This window comes from Streptomyces sp. NPDC052299 (genome assembly GCF_040679335.1).
In the GTDB taxonomy this organism is placed as follows: domain Bacteria; phylum Actinomycetota; class Actinomycetes; order Streptomycetales; family Streptomycetaceae; genus Streptomyces.
Map to the genome: position 1 here is coordinate 391,871 of NZ_JBFAUP010000003.1, position 13,366 is coordinate 405,236.

Consider the following 13,366-nt stretch of genomic DNA (forward strand, 5'->3'; position numbering starts at 1 on the left):
CCTTCGAATCGGCTACCTTGATCGACTTTCGTTCCCCGCATGCGGACACACGGATGCACGAGAGCCGACGAGTCAGTCTACGTCAGCGGACTCCCAAAGGCGAATCCGTCAAGTTTGCCCAGCCGGGGAGATCCTTAGACCTCCCCGCGGGCTCCAATCAGCCGAGGGGGTCCGGCGCCGCCTCCACGCCGTACTGGGCCAGCTTCTCGCGGCCGCAGTCCGGGGCGGTGAGGACCAGCGGGCCCTGCTCCGTGAGGGCGATGGAGTGCTCCCAGTGCGAGGACCAGGTGCCGTCCGTGGTGATGACGGTCCACTCGTCCTCCAGCACCTCGGTGTGCGGGGTGCCCAGCGAGACCATGGGCTCGATCGCCAGGCAGACGCCCGGGACCAGCTTGATGCCCTTGCCGCGCTTGCGGGAGACGTAGTTCAGCAGGTGCGGGTCCATGTGCATCTCGGTGCCGATGCCGTGCCCGCCGTAGTCCTCGATGATCCCGTACTTGCCGGTGGCGGGGCGGGGCTGGCGGCGGATGTAGGACTCGATCGCCTTCGAGATGTCGATCAGCCGGTTGTTGACCTTCATCGCGGCGATGCCGGCCCACATCGACTCCTCGGTCACCCGGGAGAGCTCGATTAGCTCCGGCGCGTGCCCCGTGCCGACGAAGGCGGTGTACGCGGCGTCGCCGTGCCAGCCGTCCACGATCGCCCCGGCGTCGATGGAGATGATGTCGCCGTCCTTGAGGACCGTCCTGTCGTCCGGGATGCCGTGGACGACGACCTCGTTGACCGAGGTGCAGATGGTCGCGGGGAACCCGCCGTACCCGAGGAAGTTCGACTTCGCACCGTGGTCGGCGATCACCTTGCGTGCCACCTGGTCCAGGTCGCGGGTGGTGGCGCCGGGCACCGCCGCCTCACGGGTGGCCGCGTGGATGGCAGCGACCACCAGCCCCGCCTCGCGCATCTTCGCGATCTGCTCGGGGGTCTTGATCTGCACCATGCTGCGGCGCCTTTCCGGTGGGACGGTGACGGGGGACGGGTCTTCCACGATACGCGGCGGCACGCAGTCGGCCGCGGCGTCCGAGGACGCCGCGGCCGGCTCGTACTGCGTTACTGCAGGGGTGGGCGCTCAGTCCTCCGCGGACTTCTTCAACGCCTCCATGGCCCGGTCGGTCACATCGGTGACCTTGCCGAGCGCGGAGATGGTGACCACCAGGTCCTGCGCCCGGTAGTAGTCGATGATCGGCTCGGTCTGCGTGTGGTAGACCTCCAGCCGGGTACGCACCGTCTCCTCGCTGTCGTCGTCGCGCTGGTACAGCTCGCCGCCGCAGGTGTCGCAGACGCCCTCGGTCTTCGGCGGGTTGTACGTGGCGTGGAAGACGTGCGCACTGTCGTTGCGGCAGATGCGGCGACCCGCGATCCGCTTCACGACCTCGTCCTCGGGGACCTCCAGGTCGAGCACGGCGTCCAGCTTCACGCCCTCGTCCTTGAGCATCACGTCCAGGGCTTCGGCCTGACCCACGTTGCGCGGGAAGCCGTCGAGCAGGAAGCCGTTGACCGCGTCCGGCTGGGACATGCGGTCCTTGGCCATCCCGATCGTCACCTCGTCCGGCACCAGCTGCCCCGCGTCCATGAAGGCGCGGGCCTGCTTGCCAAGGTCGGTGCCCTGGCTGATGTTGGCGCGGAAGAGGTCGCCCGTGGAGATGTGCGGAATCGACAGGTTCTTGGCAAGGTACGCGGCCTGCGTTCCCTTGCCGGCACCCGGCGGGCCGACGAGGACGATTCGCATCAGCGGAGGAACCCTTCGTAATTGCGCTGCTGGAGCTGACTCTCGATCTGCTTCACGGTCTCCAGACCCACACCCACGATGATGAGGATGCTCGTCCCGCCGAACGGGAAGTTCTGGTTAGCGCCACCGAAGCTTGCCAACGCCATCGTCGGCACCAGAGCGATCAGACCCAGGTACAGCGAGCCCGGCCAAGTGATCCTGTTGAGCACATAGCTCAGGTACTCGGCAGTAGGTCGACCAGCCCGGATACCCGGGATGAAGCCACCATACTTCTTCATGTTGTCGGCGACTTCCTCGGGGTTGAACGAGATCGCCACGTAGAAGAAGGCGAAGAACACGATCAACAGGAAGTACGCCGTCATGTAGTACGGGTGCGTGCCCTTGGTCAGGTTGTCCTGGATCCAGATGGCCCAGCCCGCCTTGGAGTTGGAGAACTGGACGATCAGGGCCGGGATGTAGAGCAGCGAAGAAGCGAAGATGACGGGGATCACACCCGCCTGGTTCACCTTCAGCGGGATGTAGGTGGAGGTGCCGCCGTACGAACGGCGTCCGATCATGCGCTTCGCGTACTGCACCGGGATACGGCGCTGGGCCTGCTCGACGAAGACGACGAGGGCCACCATGACGAAGCCGACCAGGATGACGGTGAAGAACTCGATCCAGCCGTCCGCCAGCTTGCCGCTGGTCTTGATGGCCCACATGGCCGACGGGAAGGTCGCGGCGATCGAGATGAACATCAGGATCGACATGCCGTTGCCGATGCCGCGGTCGGTGATGAGCTCACCGAGCCACATGACGGCGGCGGTGCCGGCGGTCATCGTGATGACCATCGTGATCGTCGTGAACAGCGAGTCGTTCGGAACGATCTGGTCGGCGACCGGGCAGCCGCTGAACAGGGCGCCGCTGCGGGCGGTGGCCACCAGGCCGGTGCCCTGGAGGATGGCGAGCGCGACCGTCAGGTAACGCGTGTACTGCGTGATCTTGGCCTGGCCGGACTGCCCCTCCTTCTTGAGCGCCTCGAGTCGGGGGATGACCACGGTCAGCAGCTGGAGAATGATGCTGGCCGTGATGTACGGCATGATGCCGAGCGCGAAGATCGTGATCTGCAGCAGCGCACCACCGCTGAACATGTTCACCAGGCCGAAGAGGCTGTTGTTGCCCTTGCTGGCCTGATCAACACAGGTCTGGACGTTCTCGTAGCTCACGCCCGGTACCGGGATGTGGGCCCCGAGCCGGTAGAGCACGATGATGCCGAGAGTGAAGAGCAGCTTCTTGCGCAGGTCGGGCGTCTTGAACGCCCGGGCGAAGCCGGTGAGCACGGTGCCTCCTGCGACCCCCGCGCAGAGCGTAGAGGTGACGGTCTTGAGGATCGACGGATACGTAAAAGCCAAGGAGCCCCGAACGCGTGCGCCCAGGGGTTACCACAGCAACGGACGCCACCTTACCGGCGTACATGCCCCCCTAGGAACGACCAACCGGGGATGCCCCATTTGAGAGGGCATCCCCGGTCGGATGTTCAGGCCACCTAGGTGTCCGAGTTGTCTCAGACGAGCTCGGTGACGGTACCGCCGGCGGCGGTGATCTTCTCCTTGGCGGAGCCGGAGACGGCGTCAACCGAAACCTGCAGCGCCACGGAGATCTCGCCCTGTCCGAGGACCTTGACGAGGTGGTTGTTGCGCACGGCACCCTTGGCGACCAGGTCGGCCACCGTGACCTCTCCACCCTCGGGGTAGAGCGTCGCGAGCTTGTCCAGGTTCACGACCTGGTACTCCGTGCGGAACGGGTTCTTGAAGCCCTTGAGCTTCGGGAGGCGCATGTGGAGGGGCATCTGCCCACCCTCGAAGCGCTCCGGAACCTGGTAGCGGGCCTTGGTGCCCTTGGTGCCACGACCGGCGGTCTTACCCTTGGACGCCTCACCACGACCCACACGGGTCTTGGCGGTCTTGGCGCCCGGGGCAGGCCGGAGGTCATGGGCCTTCAGCGGCTTGTTCTCCGCCATGTCAGTCGACCTCCTCAACCGTCACGAGGTGGCGGACGGTGTGCACCATGCCGCGGAACTCGGGGCGGTCCTCCTTGACAACCGAGTCGTTCAGGCGCTTGAGCCCGAGCGAACGCAGGGTGTCGCGGTGGTTCTGCTTGCTGCCGATGTACGACTTCGTCTGCGTGATCTTGAGGCGAGCCATTACGCACCCGCTCCCGCACGCGCACGAAGCAGAGCCGCGGGGGCGACGTCCTCGAGGGGCAGACCGCGGCGGGCCGCGATCTCCTCGGGACGCTGCAGGCCCTGGAGGGCCGCCACGGTCGCGTGCACGATGTTGATCGGGTTCGAGGACCCGAGCGACTTCGACAGGATGTCGTGGACGCCGGCGCACTCCAGCACGGCGCGCACCGGACCACCGGCGATCACACCGGTACCCGGGGAAGCCGGCTTGAGCAGGACGACGCCCGCGGCCTTCTCACCCTGGATCGGGTGAGGGATGGTGCCCTGGATGCGCGGGACCTTGAAGAAGTTCTTCTTGGCCTCTTCCACGCCCTTGGCGATGGCCGCGGGAACTTCCTTGGCCTTGCCGTAACCGACACCGACGGTGCCGTCACCATCGCCCACCACGACCAGCGCGGTGAAGCTGAAGCGACGACCACCCTTCACAACCTTGGCGACTCGGTTGATCGCGACGACGCGCTCGACGTACGCGGTCTTCTCGGCGGCGGCAGCGCCGCCGTCACGGCCCTTCCGGTCCCGCCGCTCGCCGCCACCGGCACCGCTTCCGCGGCGCTGGGGTCCAGCCATTGGATTTACCTCTCTCTGTTACGTCCGCTGTGCGTAGGAACCGGGGCTAGAACTTCAGCCCGGCTTCACGGGCGGCGTCAGCCAGAGCGGCAATCCGCCCGGCGTACTGGTTACCACCGCGGTCAAACACGACGGCCTCGACGCCTGCGGCCTTGGCACGCTCGGCGACCAGGGCGCCGACCTGCTTGGCCTGGCTGCTCTTGTCGCCCTCGCCACCACGGATGGAGACGTCCAGGGTCGACGCCGACGCGAGCGTGTGGCCCGCGATGTCGTCGATGACCTGAGCCACCATGTGGCGGTTGGAGCGGGTCACGACCAGGCGCGGACGCTCCGGCGAACCGGAGATGTGCTTGCGGACGCGGATGTGGCGCCGCTTGCGAGCCGCGCGCTTGTACGCGTCGCCCTTGGCGATCTTCACGCCGTATGCCATGGCTACTTACCAGCCTTTCCGACCTTGCGGCGGATGACCTCGCCGGCGTACTTGACGCCCTTGGCCTTGTACGGGTCAGGCTTCCGCAGCTTGCGGATCTTGGCCGCGGTCTCGCCGACCTTCTGCTTGTCGATGCCCTCGACGGTGAACTTCGTGGGGGTCTCCACCTTGAAGGTGATGCCCTCCGGGGCCTCGATCAGGATCGGGTGGCTGTAGCCCAGGGCGAACTCCAGGTTGGAGCCCTTCGCCTGGACGCGGTAACCGACACCGCTGATCTCGAGCGCCTTGATGTACCCCTGGGTCACACCGGTGATCATGTTCGCCACCAGCGTGCGGGACAGGCCGTGCAGGGCCTTGTTCTGACGCTCGTCGTTCGGGCGGACGACGTTCAGGACGCCGTCCTCACCCTTGGTGACCTCGATGGGCGCCGCGACGGTGTGCGTGAGGGTGCCCTTGGGGCCCTTCACGTTGACCGTCCGGCCATCGATGGTGACGTCCACACCGGCGGGAACCTGGATGGGGAGCTTGCCGATTCGCGACATGAGCTATTCCTCCGTTCCCGACTACCAGACGTAGGCGAGGACTTCCCCACCTACGCCCTTCTTCTGAGCCTGCTGGCCGGTCAGGAGACCGTGGGACGTGGAGATGATCGCCACGCCCAGGCCGCCGAGGACCTTCGGCAGGTTGGTGGACTTTGCGTAGACACGCAGACCCGGCTTCGAGATGCGCTTGATGCCGGCGATCGAGCGCTCGCGGTTCGGGCCGAACTTCAGCTGGAGGACGAGGTTCTTGCCGACCTCGGCGTCCTCGACCTTCCAGCCGGTGATGAAGCCCTCCTGCTGGAGGATCTCCGCGATGTGCGACTTGATCTTGCTGTGCGGCATCACGACGTCGTCGTGATACGCCGAGTTCGCGTTGCGCAGACGCGTGAGCATGTCTGCGATGGGATCAGTCATGGTCATGAGTTGGCCTTCGGCCTCTCTCGCCGGGGTTTCCTGTATGCGCCATCCCTCTCCCCGCTCAGAGGCGGGACGGGTGCGGTGCGGGGACCTACGGCGTAGTAAGTCGGTCATGGGCGGCAGGCGCCCAACCCTGCAAGCCTACGGCATGCGGGGCCGGACTCCTGCCGACCAGATGCTTACCGAGAGTCTCCGGTGATTCCCAACGCCCAGAGGGCGAAGGAGAATTACCAGGAGCTCTTGGTCACGCCCGGCAGCTCGCCGCGGTGAGCCATCTCACGAAGGCACACGCGGCACAGGCCGAACTTGCGGTAGACGGAGTGGGGCCGGCCGCAGCGCTGGCAACGGGTGTAACCCCGGACGCCGAACTTCGGCTTGCGGGCGGCCTTAGCGATCAGAGCCTTCTTCGCCACGGTCAGTTCTCCTTGAACGGGAAGCCGAGGTGACGAAGGAGGGCACGACCCTCGTCGTCATTGGTCGCCGTGGTGACCACGGTGATGTCCATGCCCCGGACCCGGTCGATCTTGTCCTGGTCGATCTCGTGGAACATGACCTGCTCCGTGAGACCGAAGGTGTAGTTGCCACGGCCGTCGAACTGCTTGGGCGACAGGCCGCGGAAGTCACGGATACGCGGCAGCGCGAGCGACAGCGTACGGTCCAGGAACTCCCACATGCGGTCACCGCGGAGGGTGACGTGGCAGCCGATCGGCTGCCCCTCGCGCAGCTTGAACTGCGCGATCGACTTGCGGGCCTTGGTGACGGCCGGCTTCTGACCGGTGATCGTGGTGAGGTCCTTGACGGCACCGTCGATCAGCTTGGAGTCGCGGGCGGCGTCGCCCACACCCATGTTGACCACGATCTTGACCAGACCGGGGATCTGCATGACGTTCTCGTAGGAGAACTCCTCACGCAGCTTGCCGGCGATTTCCTCGCGGTAGCGCGTCTTCAGACGCGGCGCGGTGGTGGTAGTCATCAGATGTCCTCACCGGTGCGCTTGGCAACACGGATCTTGTTGCCCTCGTCGTCAAAGCGGTAGCCGACGCGAGTAACGACCTTCTTGCCGTCCTTCTCAACAACCAGCTGCACGTTGCTGACGTGGATCGGGGCCTCGGTCGTCACAATGCCACCGGTCTGCGAACCGCGAGCGGTCTGGCCGGCCTTGGTGTGCTTCTTGACCCGGTTGACACCCTCGACGAGGACGCGGTCCTGAGCGGGGTAGGCCACGATGACCTTGCCCTGCTTGCCCTTGTCCTTGCCGGTGATGACCTGTACCAGGTCGCCCTTCTTGATCTTCATGCTTACAGCACCTCCGGCGCGAGCGAGATGATCTTCATGAACTTCTTCTCGCGCAGCTCACGGCCCACCGGGCCGAAGATACGGGTGCCGCGGGGGTCGCCGTCGTTCTTCAGAATGACGGCGGCGTTCTCGTCGAAGCGGATGTACGAGCCATCCTGGCGACGACGCTCCTTGACGGTGCGAACGATGACCGCCTTGACGACGTCACCCTTCTTCACGTTGCCACCGGGGATCGCGTCCTTGACGGTGGCGACGATGACGTCACCGATGCCCGCGTAGCGGCGACCCGAGCCACCGAGAACACGGATGGTGAGAATTTCCTTCGCACCCGTGTTGTCGGCGACGCGCAGTCGCGACTCCTGCTGGATCACGTCTATCTCCTGATCGTCTGCCGGTTCCCGGCAGGGGCCCCGCTAACGGGTGCCCCTGCCGAGCCTGGCGGAACTGACCTGAGGGGAAGTCCCCTCAGGAATTACTTGGCCTTCTCGAGGATCTCGACGATGCGCCACCGCTTGGTGGCGGACAGCGGCCGGGTCTCCATCAGGAGGACGCGGTCGCCGACACCGGCGGAGTTCTGCTCGTCGTGGGCCTTGAGCTTGTTCGTACGGCGGATGACCTTGCCGTACAGCGCGTGCTTCACGCGGTCCTCGACGGCGACGACGACGGTCTTGTCCATCTTGTCGCTGACGACGAGGCCCTCGCGGGTCTTGCGGAAGCCGCGCTCGGTCTTGGTCTCAGTCACAGTGTTCTCGCTCATCAGACGCTCTCCACCGTTTCGATGCCCAGCTCGCGCTCGCGCATCAGGGTGTAGATCCGGGCGATGTCCTTACGGACGGACTTGAGCCGACCGTGGTTCTCGAGCTGGCCCGTCGCCGCCTGGAAGCGGAGGTTGAACAGCTCTTCCTTGGCCTCGCGGAGCTTGTTCAGGAGCTCCTCGTTGCCCAGCTCGCGCAGCTCGGACGCCTTGGTACCGGCCGACATCACGCTTCACCTGCCTCGCGCTTGACGATCCGGCACTTCATCGGCAGCTTGTGGGCCGCACGAGTCAGCGCCTCACGGGCGATCTTCTCGTTGGGGTACGACAGCTCGAACATGACGCGTCCGGGCTTGACGTTGGCGATCCACCACTCCGGGGAACCCTTACCGGAACCCATGCGGGTCTCGGCAGGCTTCTTGGTGAGGGGACGGTCCGGGTAGATGTTGATCCAGACCTTGCCGCCGCGCTTGATGTGACGGGTCATCGCGATACGAGCGGACTCGATCTGACGGTTCGTCACGTACGCCGGGGTCAGCGCCTGGATGCCGTACTCGCCGAACGCAACCTGCGTGCCACCCTTGGACATGCCGCTGCGCTTGGGGTGGTGCTGCTTGCGGTGCTTGACCCTACGGGGGATCAGCATTTCGGTCAGGCCTCCGTTCCGGTGCTCTCAGCAGCCGGAGCAGCGGCGGTCGCCTCGGCCTTGGGGGCCTCGGCGGCCGGAGCCGACTGCTGCGGCTTGCGGCCGCGGCCGCCACGCTCGCCACCGCGGCCACCGCGGCCGGCCGGGCGGTCAGCGCCGCCACGGGCCGGGCGGTTGCCCGCACGGGCAGCAGCGTTCTCGGCGCGGACCTCGGCGATGTTCTTGACGTCGCCCTTGTAGATCCAGACCTTCACGCCGATGCGGCCGAAGGTCGTCTTGGCCTCGAAGAAGCCGTAGTCGACGTTCGCGCGGAGCGTGTGCAGGGGCACACGGCCCTCGCGGTAGAACTCCGAGCGGGACATCTCGGCGCCGCCGAGGCGGCCGCCGCACTGGACCTTGATGCCCTTGGCGCCGGCCTTCATCGTGCTCTGCATGCTCTTGCGCATGGCACGACGGAAGGAGACGCGGGAGGAGAGCTGCTCGGCGACGGCCTGGGCCACCAGCTGAGCGTCCACCTCGGGGTTCTTGACCTCGAGGATGTTCAGCTGGACCTGCTTGCCGGTCAGCTTCTCCAGCTCGCCGCGGATGCGGTCGGCCTCGGCGCCGCGGCGGCCGATGACGATGCCCGGGCGAGCGGTGTGGATGTCGACGCGGACGCGGTCGCGGGTGCGCTCGATCTCAACCTTCGAGATGCCGGCGCGCTCCATGCCCTTCGTCATCATGCGACGAATGGCGACGTCTTCCTTGACGTAGTCCTTGTACAGCTTGTCGGCGTACCAGCGGGACTTGAAGTCCGTGGTGATGCCGAGCCGGAACCCGTGCGGGTTTACCTTCTGGCCCATTACCGGGTTCCTTCCTTGCTGCTGACGACCACGGTGATGTGGCTGGTCCGCTTACGGATCCGGTAGGCACGGCCCTGGGCGCGCGGACGGAACCGCTTCAGGGTCGGGCCCTCATCCACGTACGCCTCGCTGATGACCAGCGAAGAGGCGTCGGTGTGGTCGTAGTTGTGTGCGGCGTTGGCAATGGCGCTGTCCAGCACCTTGCCGACCGGCACGCTCGCGGCCTGCGGGGCGAAACGCAGGACCGCCTGAGCCTCCGTGGCGTCCATGCCACGGATGAGGTCCACCACGCGGCGGGCCTTCATGGGCGTGACGCGGATGTACCGCGCCTGGGCCCTGGCTTCCATGGTTGTCCCTTCGGTGTAAGTCATAGTCAGTCACCCCGCGTTAGCGGCGCTTCGACTTCCGGTCGTCCTTGACGTGGCCGCGGAAGGTGCGAGTCGGCGAGAACTCGCCGAGCTTGTGGCCGACCATCGACTCGGTGACGAACACCGGGACGTGGATCTTGCCGTTGTGCACCGCGATGGTGTGACCCAGCATGGCCGGGACGATCATCGAGCGACGGGACCAGGTCTTGATGACGTTCTTGGTGCCTGCCTCGTTCTGTGCGTCCACCTTCTTGGCGAGGTGGCCGTCGACGAAGGGCCCCTTCTTGAGACTGCGCGGCATCTAAACCCGCTCCTAGCGCTTCTTGTTCGTCTTGCGGCGGCGGACGATGTACTTGTTCGACGCCTTCTTGGGCGAACGAGTACGACCTTCCTTCTTACCCCACGGCGAAACCGGGTGACGGCCACCGGAGGTCTTGCCCTCACCACCACCGTGCGGGTGGTCGACCGGGTTCATGACGACACCACGGACGGTCGGGCGGACGCCCTTCCACCGCATGCGGCCGGCCTTGCCCCAGTTGATGTTCGACTGCTCGGCGTTGCCGACCTCGCCGATGGTGGCGCGGCAGCGGGCGTCGACCAGGCGGATCTCACCCGACGGCATACGAAGGTGGGCCATGGTGCCCTCCTTCGCCAGCAGCTGCACGGAGGCACCCGCGGAGCGGGCGAACTTCGCGCCGCCGCCGGGCCGCAGCTCGATGGCGTGGATGGTCGTACCGACCGGGATGTTGCGCAGCGCCAGGTTGTTGCCGGGCTTGATGTCGGCGGCCGGGCCGTTCTCGACACGGTCGCCCTGCGCCAGGCCACGCGGCGCGATGATGTAGCGCTTCTCGCCGTCCGCGTAGTGCAGGAGCGCGATGCGCGCGGTGCGGTTGGGGTCGTACTCGATGTGCGCGACCTTGGCCGGCACGCCGTCCTTGTCGTGACGACGGAAGTCGATCACGCGGTAGGCGCGCTTGTGGCCACCGCCCTGGTGGCGAACGGTCACACGACCGGTGTTGTTACGGCCGCCCTTGTTGTGCAGGGGGCGGACCAGCGACTTCTCCGGCGTGGACCGCGTGATCTCGACAAAGTCGGCGACGCTGGAGCCACGACGGCCCGGGGTCGTCGGCTTGTACTTGCGGATACCCATTTCTCAGTCCTCGTCCGATTCCGGACGACTCGGCCTCACTAGGAGGTCGGGCCGCCGAAGATGTCGATACGGTCGCCCTCAGCGAGGGTCACGATGGCGCGCTTGGTGTCGGCGCGCTTGCCGAAACCGGTGCGGGTGCGCTTGCGCTTGCCCTGGCGGTTGATCGTGTTGACCCCGGTGACCTTGACCGAGAAGACCGCCTCGACGGCCTGCTTGATCTGGGTCTTGTTGGAGCCCGGCGCGACGATGAACGTGTACTTGTTCTCGTCGAGCAGCGCGTAGCTCTTCTCCGAGACAACCGGCTTGACGAGAACGTCGCGCGGGTCGGAGTAGGTCTTGCTGGTAACGGTCGCCTCGCTCATCAGGCGTCGCTCCCTTCGGTCTCAGCGGTCTGGGGGCCAGACACGAAGGACTCGAAGGCGGCCTGGGTGAAGACCACGTCGTCAGAGACGATCACGTCGTACGTGTTCAGCTGGCCCGGCTCCAGGATGTGCACCTGGGGCAGGTTGCGTGCGGAGAGCCACGCGGCCTCGTCGTTGCGGTCGACGACCAGGAGCAGGTTCTTGCGCTCCGAGATCTTGCCGAGCAGCGTCTTGGCGGCCTTCGTAGAGATCCCACCCTCGACCACGCCGGTGACGACGTGGATGCGGGAGTGACGCGCCCGGTCGGAGAGGGCACCACGGAGGGCGGCGGCCTTCATCTTCTTCGGGGTGCGCTGCGAGTAGTCACGCGGCTGCGGGCCGTGGACGACGCCACCGCCGACGAACTGCGGCGCACGGGTCGAGCCCTGGCGCGCGCGGCCGGTGCCCTTCTGGCGGTAAGGCTTGCGCCCACCACCGCGGACCTCGCCACGGGACTTGGTCTTGTGCGTGCCCTGACGGGCAGCTGCCAGCTGTGCGACGACGACCTGGTGGATCAGCGGAACGCTGGTCTTCGCGTCGAAGATCTCCGCGGGGAGCTCGACGGTACCGGCCTTGTCGCCTGCCGGCGAAAGGATGTCAATGGTGCTCATTACCTCAAGCCCCCTTGGCCGCGGTACGGACCAGGACGAGGCCGCCGTTCGGACCGGGGACCGCGCCCTTGATGAGGAGCAGACCCTTCTCCGCGTCAACCGCGTGGATGGTCAGGTTCTGGGTGGTGACGCGCTCGTTACCCATGCGACCGGCCATGCGCATGCCCTTGAAGACACGCCCAGGGGTGGCGCAGCCACCGATCGAACCGGGGGAACGGTGCTTGCGCTGCACGCCGTGACCGGCGCCGAGGCCCCGGAAGTTGTGACGCTTCATGACACCGGCGAAGCCCTTGCCCTTGCTCTTGCCCGTGACGTCAACCTTGACGCCGGACTCGAACACCTGGGCGGTGATCTCCTGGCCGAGCGTGTACTCGCTCGCGTCAGGGGTGCGGATCTCCACCAGGTGGCGGCGCGGGGTGACGTCGGCCTTGGCGAAGTGGCCCTTGAGGGGCTTGTTCACCTTGCGCGGGTCGATCTCGCCGAAGGCGATCTGCACCGACTCGTAGCCGTCGCTGTCGTTCGTACGGACCTGCGTCACGACGCACGGACCGGCCTTGACGACGGTCACCGGGACGACCCGGTTGTTCTCGTCCCAGACCTGGGTCATGCCGAGCTTCTCGCCCAGGACGCCCTTGATGTTCTTGCTCATCTCGGCCGTCCCCTCAGAGCTTGATCTCGATGTCGACGCCCGCCGGCAGGTCGAGGCGCATCAGCGAGTCAACCGTCTTCGGCGTGGGGTCGAGGATGTCGATGAGGCGCTTGTGCGTGCGCATCTCGAAGTGCTCGCGAGAGTCCTTGTACTTGTGCGGCGACTTGATGACGCAGTACACGTTCTTCTCAGTGGGCAGCGGCACCGGGCCCGCGACCGACGCACCAGTGCGGGTCACCGTCTCGACGATCTTCTTCGCCGAGGAGTCGATGACCTCGTGGTCGTAGGCCTTGAGCCGGATGCGGATCTTCTGTCCCGCCATGGCTACTAGTAGTCCTGTCTCTCGTTTAACGCTCTGGAACCCGGGGTTCGGTAACTCCGTCTCCGACCCACGCGGTCGGGCGTGTCGCATCCCCTCTACGCAGAAGTCCCGAAGGATTTCCCAACCAAGGGGGTGCGGGCCGAAGACCACGCTGCCGGGGGACGAAACCCCACCGGGTGCCTGGCCGGTGCCCCACTTACGCTTCCCGGAAGATTCCCGTACGTCCGGCCCGCATGGGGCCGACGAGTACTGTGGGACTCGCTTCCGGTCCTCCCGGCGGGAGGCGCGCAGCATTGACACTCAACCGAGCAACCTGGCTAGTGTGCCATACGGGCTGTGAGCCTGGCCAATCGGGCCCGGGATCTTA

The 13,366-nt window shown here is 66.2% G+C and carries 24 protein-coding genes; all 24 read right to left on the minus strand.

What is annotated here, in order from left to right:
- Positions 1-157: 157 nt before the first annotated feature.
- The 24 genes from map to rpsJ all read right to left on the minus strand — a co-directional run bounded on the left by map (position 158) and on the right by rpsJ (position 12,999).
- Positions 158-994, minus strand: coding sequence for a type I methionyl aminopeptidase (map, locus tag AB0L33_RS07335; RefSeq protein WP_365678552.1), 837 nt, complete (start codon positions 992-994; stop codon positions 158-160).
- A gap of 129 nt (positions 995-1,123) precedes the next feature.
- Positions 1,124-1,783, minus strand: a complete 660-nt coding sequence (locus AB0L33_RS07340; protein WP_365678554.1) for an adenylate kinase — start codon at positions 1,781-1,783, stop codon at positions 1,124-1,126.
- Entirely contained in the window at positions 1,783-3,102 is a 1,320-nt protein-coding gene (gene secY / locus AB0L33_RS07345) for a preprotein translocase subunit SecY (RefSeq protein ID WP_365678556.1), read from the minus strand. The genes AB0L33_RS07340 and secY overlap by 1 nt, the downstream gene beginning before the upstream one ends.
- A gap of 224 nt (positions 3,103-3,326) precedes the next feature.
- The gene (rplO, locus tag AB0L33_RS07350) at positions 3,327-3,782 is read right to left on the minus strand and encodes a 50S ribosomal protein L15 (RefSeq protein WP_018519290.1); all 456 of its coding nucleotides are present in this window, start codon (positions 3,780-3,782) and stop codon (positions 3,327-3,329) included.
- Between the two features lies 1 nt (position 3,783).
- Positions 3,784-3,966, minus strand: coding sequence for a 50S ribosomal protein L30 (gene rpmD / locus AB0L33_RS07355; RefSeq protein ID WP_003966943.1), 183 nt, complete (start codon positions 3,964-3,966; stop codon positions 3,784-3,786).
- A complete protein-coding gene (gene rpsE / locus AB0L33_RS07360; RefSeq protein ID WP_018101216.1) occupies positions 3,966-4,571 on the minus strand; it encodes a 30S ribosomal protein S5 in 606 nt (201 codons plus the stop codon). Before rpsE ends, rpmD begins: the two co-directional genes overlap by 1 nt.
- Before the next feature lie 46 nt (positions 4,572-4,617).
- Positions 4,618-5,001 (minus strand): 50S ribosomal protein L18, encoded by a 384-nt coding sequence (gene rplR, locus AB0L33_RS07365; protein WP_111337428.1) that lies wholly within the window; start codon positions 4,999-5,001, stop codon positions 4,618-4,620.
- A 2-nt stretch (positions 5,002-5,003) separates the two neighbouring features.
- Positions 5,004-5,543, minus strand: a complete 540-nt coding sequence (gene rplF / locus AB0L33_RS07370; RefSeq protein ID WP_143621230.1) for a 50S ribosomal protein L6 — start codon at positions 5,541-5,543, stop codon at positions 5,004-5,006.
- A gap of 21 nt (positions 5,544-5,564) precedes the next feature.
- The gene (gene rpsH, locus AB0L33_RS07375; RefSeq protein WP_018101219.1) at positions 5,565-5,963 is read right to left on the minus strand and encodes a 30S ribosomal protein S8; all 399 of its coding nucleotides are present in this window, start codon (positions 5,961-5,963) and stop codon (positions 5,565-5,567) included.
- A gap of 224 nt (positions 5,964-6,187) precedes the next feature.
- Positions 6,188-6,373, minus strand: coding sequence for a type Z 30S ribosomal protein S14 (locus tag AB0L33_RS07380; protein ID WP_003948630.1), 186 nt, complete (start codon positions 6,371-6,373; stop codon positions 6,188-6,190).
- A 2-nt stretch (positions 6,374-6,375) separates the two neighbouring features.
- Positions 6,376-6,933: a 50S ribosomal protein L5 gene (rplE, locus tag AB0L33_RS07385; protein ID WP_018101220.1), complete on the minus strand. Its 558-nt coding sequence runs from the start codon at positions 6,931-6,933 to the stop codon at positions 6,376-6,378.
- Positions 6,933-7,256 carry a 50S ribosomal protein L24 gene (rplX, locus tag AB0L33_RS07390; RefSeq protein ID WP_073786786.1) on the minus strand — a complete coding sequence of 108 codons (324 nt, stop codon included), beginning with the start codon at positions 7,254-7,256 and terminating at the stop codon, positions 6,933-6,935. Before rplX ends, rplE begins: the two co-directional genes overlap by 1 nt.
- A gap of 2 nt (positions 7,257-7,258) precedes the next feature.
- Complete coding sequence (rplN, locus tag AB0L33_RS07395) at positions 7,259-7,627, minus strand: 50S ribosomal protein L14 (RefSeq protein WP_003966950.1); 369 nt, start codon at positions 7,625-7,627, stop codon at positions 7,259-7,261.
- Between the two features lie 101 nt (positions 7,628-7,728).
- Positions 7,729-8,013 carry a 30S ribosomal protein S17 gene (gene rpsQ / locus AB0L33_RS07400; protein WP_136317111.1) on the minus strand — a complete coding sequence of 95 codons (285 nt, stop codon included), beginning with the start codon at positions 8,011-8,013 and terminating at the stop codon, positions 7,729-7,731.
- Positions 8,013-8,237, minus strand: a complete 225-nt coding sequence (rpmC, locus tag AB0L33_RS07405) for a 50S ribosomal protein L29 (protein ID WP_014047786.1) — start codon at positions 8,235-8,237, stop codon at positions 8,013-8,015. Before rpmC ends, rpsQ begins: the two co-directional genes overlap by 1 nt.
- Complete coding sequence (gene rplP, locus AB0L33_RS07410; RefSeq protein WP_018101222.1) at positions 8,237-8,656, minus strand: 50S ribosomal protein L16; 420 nt, start codon at positions 8,654-8,656, stop codon at positions 8,237-8,239. The genes rpmC and rplP overlap by 1 nt, the downstream gene beginning before the upstream one ends.
- A 5-nt stretch (positions 8,657-8,661) precedes the next feature.
- Positions 8,662-9,498, minus strand: a complete 837-nt coding sequence (rpsC, locus tag AB0L33_RS07415) for a 30S ribosomal protein S3 (protein ID WP_018101223.1) — start codon at positions 9,496-9,498, stop codon at positions 8,662-8,664.
- On the minus strand, positions 9,498-9,845 hold the full coding sequence (gene rplV, locus AB0L33_RS07420; protein ID WP_004571827.1) for a 50S ribosomal protein L22: 348 nt from the start codon (positions 9,843-9,845) through the stop codon (positions 9,498-9,500). The genes rpsC and rplV overlap by 1 nt, the downstream gene beginning before the upstream one ends.
- Before the next feature lie 40 nt (positions 9,846-9,885).
- A complete protein-coding gene (rpsS, locus tag AB0L33_RS07425; RefSeq protein ID WP_073964433.1) occupies positions 9,886-10,167 on the minus strand; it encodes a 30S ribosomal protein S19 in 282 nt (93 codons plus the stop codon).
- A gap of 12 nt (positions 10,168-10,179) precedes the next feature.
- A complete protein-coding gene (gene rplB, locus AB0L33_RS07430) occupies positions 10,180-11,016 on the minus strand; it encodes a 50S ribosomal protein L2 (protein WP_111337415.1) in 837 nt (278 codons plus the stop codon).
- 38 nt (positions 11,017-11,054) lie between these two features.
- On the minus strand, positions 11,055-11,378 hold the full coding sequence (gene rplW, locus AB0L33_RS07435; RefSeq protein ID WP_003966958.1) for a 50S ribosomal protein L23: 324 nt from the start codon (positions 11,376-11,378) through the stop codon (positions 11,055-11,057).
- Positions 11,378-12,028: a 50S ribosomal protein L4 gene (rplD, locus tag AB0L33_RS07440; protein ID WP_365678562.1), complete on the minus strand. Its 651-nt coding sequence runs from the start codon at positions 12,026-12,028 to the stop codon at positions 11,378-11,380. Before rplD ends, rplW begins: the two co-directional genes overlap by 1 nt.
- Positions 12,029-12,032: 4 nt before the next feature.
- Positions 12,033-12,677, minus strand: a complete 645-nt coding sequence (gene rplC, locus AB0L33_RS07445) for a 50S ribosomal protein L3 (RefSeq protein WP_365678564.1) — start codon at positions 12,675-12,677, stop codon at positions 12,033-12,035.
- A gap of 13 nt (positions 12,678-12,690) precedes the next feature.
- Positions 12,691-12,999: a 30S ribosomal protein S10 gene (gene rpsJ, locus AB0L33_RS07450; protein ID WP_003948644.1), complete on the minus strand. Its 309-nt coding sequence runs from the start codon at positions 12,997-12,999 to the stop codon at positions 12,691-12,693.
- Positions 13,000-13,366: the final 367 nt, after the last annotated feature.

Excerpts from the sequence above, each read along its gene's own strand:
- rpsS (WP_073964433.1), bottom strand. The coding sequence starts at position 10,167 with ATGCCGCGCAGTCTCAAGAAGGGGCCCTTCGTCGACGGCCACCTCGCC.
- rpsH (WP_018101219.1), bottom strand. The coding sequence starts at position 5,963 with ATGACCATGACTGATCCCATCGCAGACATGCTCACGCGTCTGCGCAAC.
- rplP (WP_018101222.1), bottom strand. The coding sequence starts at position 8,656 with ATGCTGATCCCCCGTAGGGTCAAGCACCGCAAGCAGCACCACCCCAAG.
- rplV (WP_004571827.1), bottom strand. The coding sequence starts at position 9,845 with ATGGAAGCCAGGGCCCAGGCGCGGTACATCCGCGTCACGCCCATGAAG.
- rplF (WP_143621230.1), bottom strand. The coding sequence starts at position 5,543 with ATGTCGCGAATCGGCAAGCTCCCCATCCAGGTTCCCGCCGGTGTGGAC.
- AB0L33_RS07340 (WP_365678554.1), bottom strand. The coding sequence starts at position 1,783 with ATGCGAATCGTCCTCGTCGGCCCGCCGGGTGCCGGCAAGGGAACGCAG.
- rpsQ (WP_136317111.1), bottom strand. The coding sequence starts at position 8,013 with ATGAGCGAGAACACTGTGACTGAGACCAAGACCGAGCGCGGCTTCCGC.
- map (WP_365678552.1), bottom strand. The coding sequence starts at position 994 with ATGGTGCAGATCAAGACCCCCGAGCAGATCGCGAAGATGCGCGAGGCG.
- rplC (WP_365678564.1), bottom strand. The coding sequence starts at position 12,677 with ATGAGCAAGAACATCAAGGGCGTCCTGGGCGAGAAGCTCGGCATGACC.
- rplO (WP_018519290.1), bottom strand. The coding sequence starts at position 3,782 with ATGGCGGAGAACAAGCCGCTGAAGGCCCATGACCTCCGGCCTGCCCCG.
- rpsE (WP_018101216.1), bottom strand. The coding sequence starts at position 4,571 with ATGGCTGGACCCCAGCGCCGCGGAAGCGGTGCCGGTGGCGGCGAGCGG.
- rpmC (WP_014047786.1), bottom strand. The coding sequence starts at position 8,237 with ATGTCGGCCGGTACCAAGGCGTCCGAGCTGCGCGAGCTGGGCAACGAG.
- rplW (WP_003966958.1), bottom strand. The coding sequence starts at position 11,378 with ATGAGCGAGGCGACCGTTACCAGCAAGACCTACTCCGACCCGCGCGAC.
- rplD (WP_365678562.1), bottom strand. The coding sequence starts at position 12,028 with ATGAGCACCATTGACATCCTTTCGCCGGCAGGCGACAAGGCCGGTACC.
- rplE (WP_018101220.1), bottom strand. The coding sequence starts at position 6,933 with ATGACTACCACCACCGCGCCGCGTCTGAAGACGCGCTACCGCGAGGAA.
- rpmD (WP_003966943.1), bottom strand. The coding sequence starts at position 3,966 with ATGGCTCGCCTCAAGATCACGCAGACGAAGTCGTACATCGGCAGCAAG.
- rpsJ (WP_003948644.1), bottom strand. The coding sequence starts at position 12,999 with ATGGCGGGACAGAAGATCCGCATCCGGCTCAAGGCCTACGACCACGAG.
- rplB (WP_111337415.1), bottom strand. The coding sequence starts at position 11,016 with ATGGGTATCCGCAAGTACAAGCCGACGACCCCGGGCCGTCGTGGCTCC.
- rplR (WP_111337428.1), bottom strand. The coding sequence starts at position 5,001 with ATGGCATACGGCGTGAAGATCGCCAAGGGCGACGCGTACAAGCGCGCG.
- rplX (WP_073786786.1), bottom strand. The coding sequence starts at position 7,256 with ATGAAGATCAAGAAGGGCGACCTGGTACAGGTCATCACCGGCAAGGAC.
- rpsC (WP_018101223.1), bottom strand. The coding sequence starts at position 9,498 with ATGGGCCAGAAGGTAAACCCGCACGGGTTCCGGCTCGGCATCACCACG.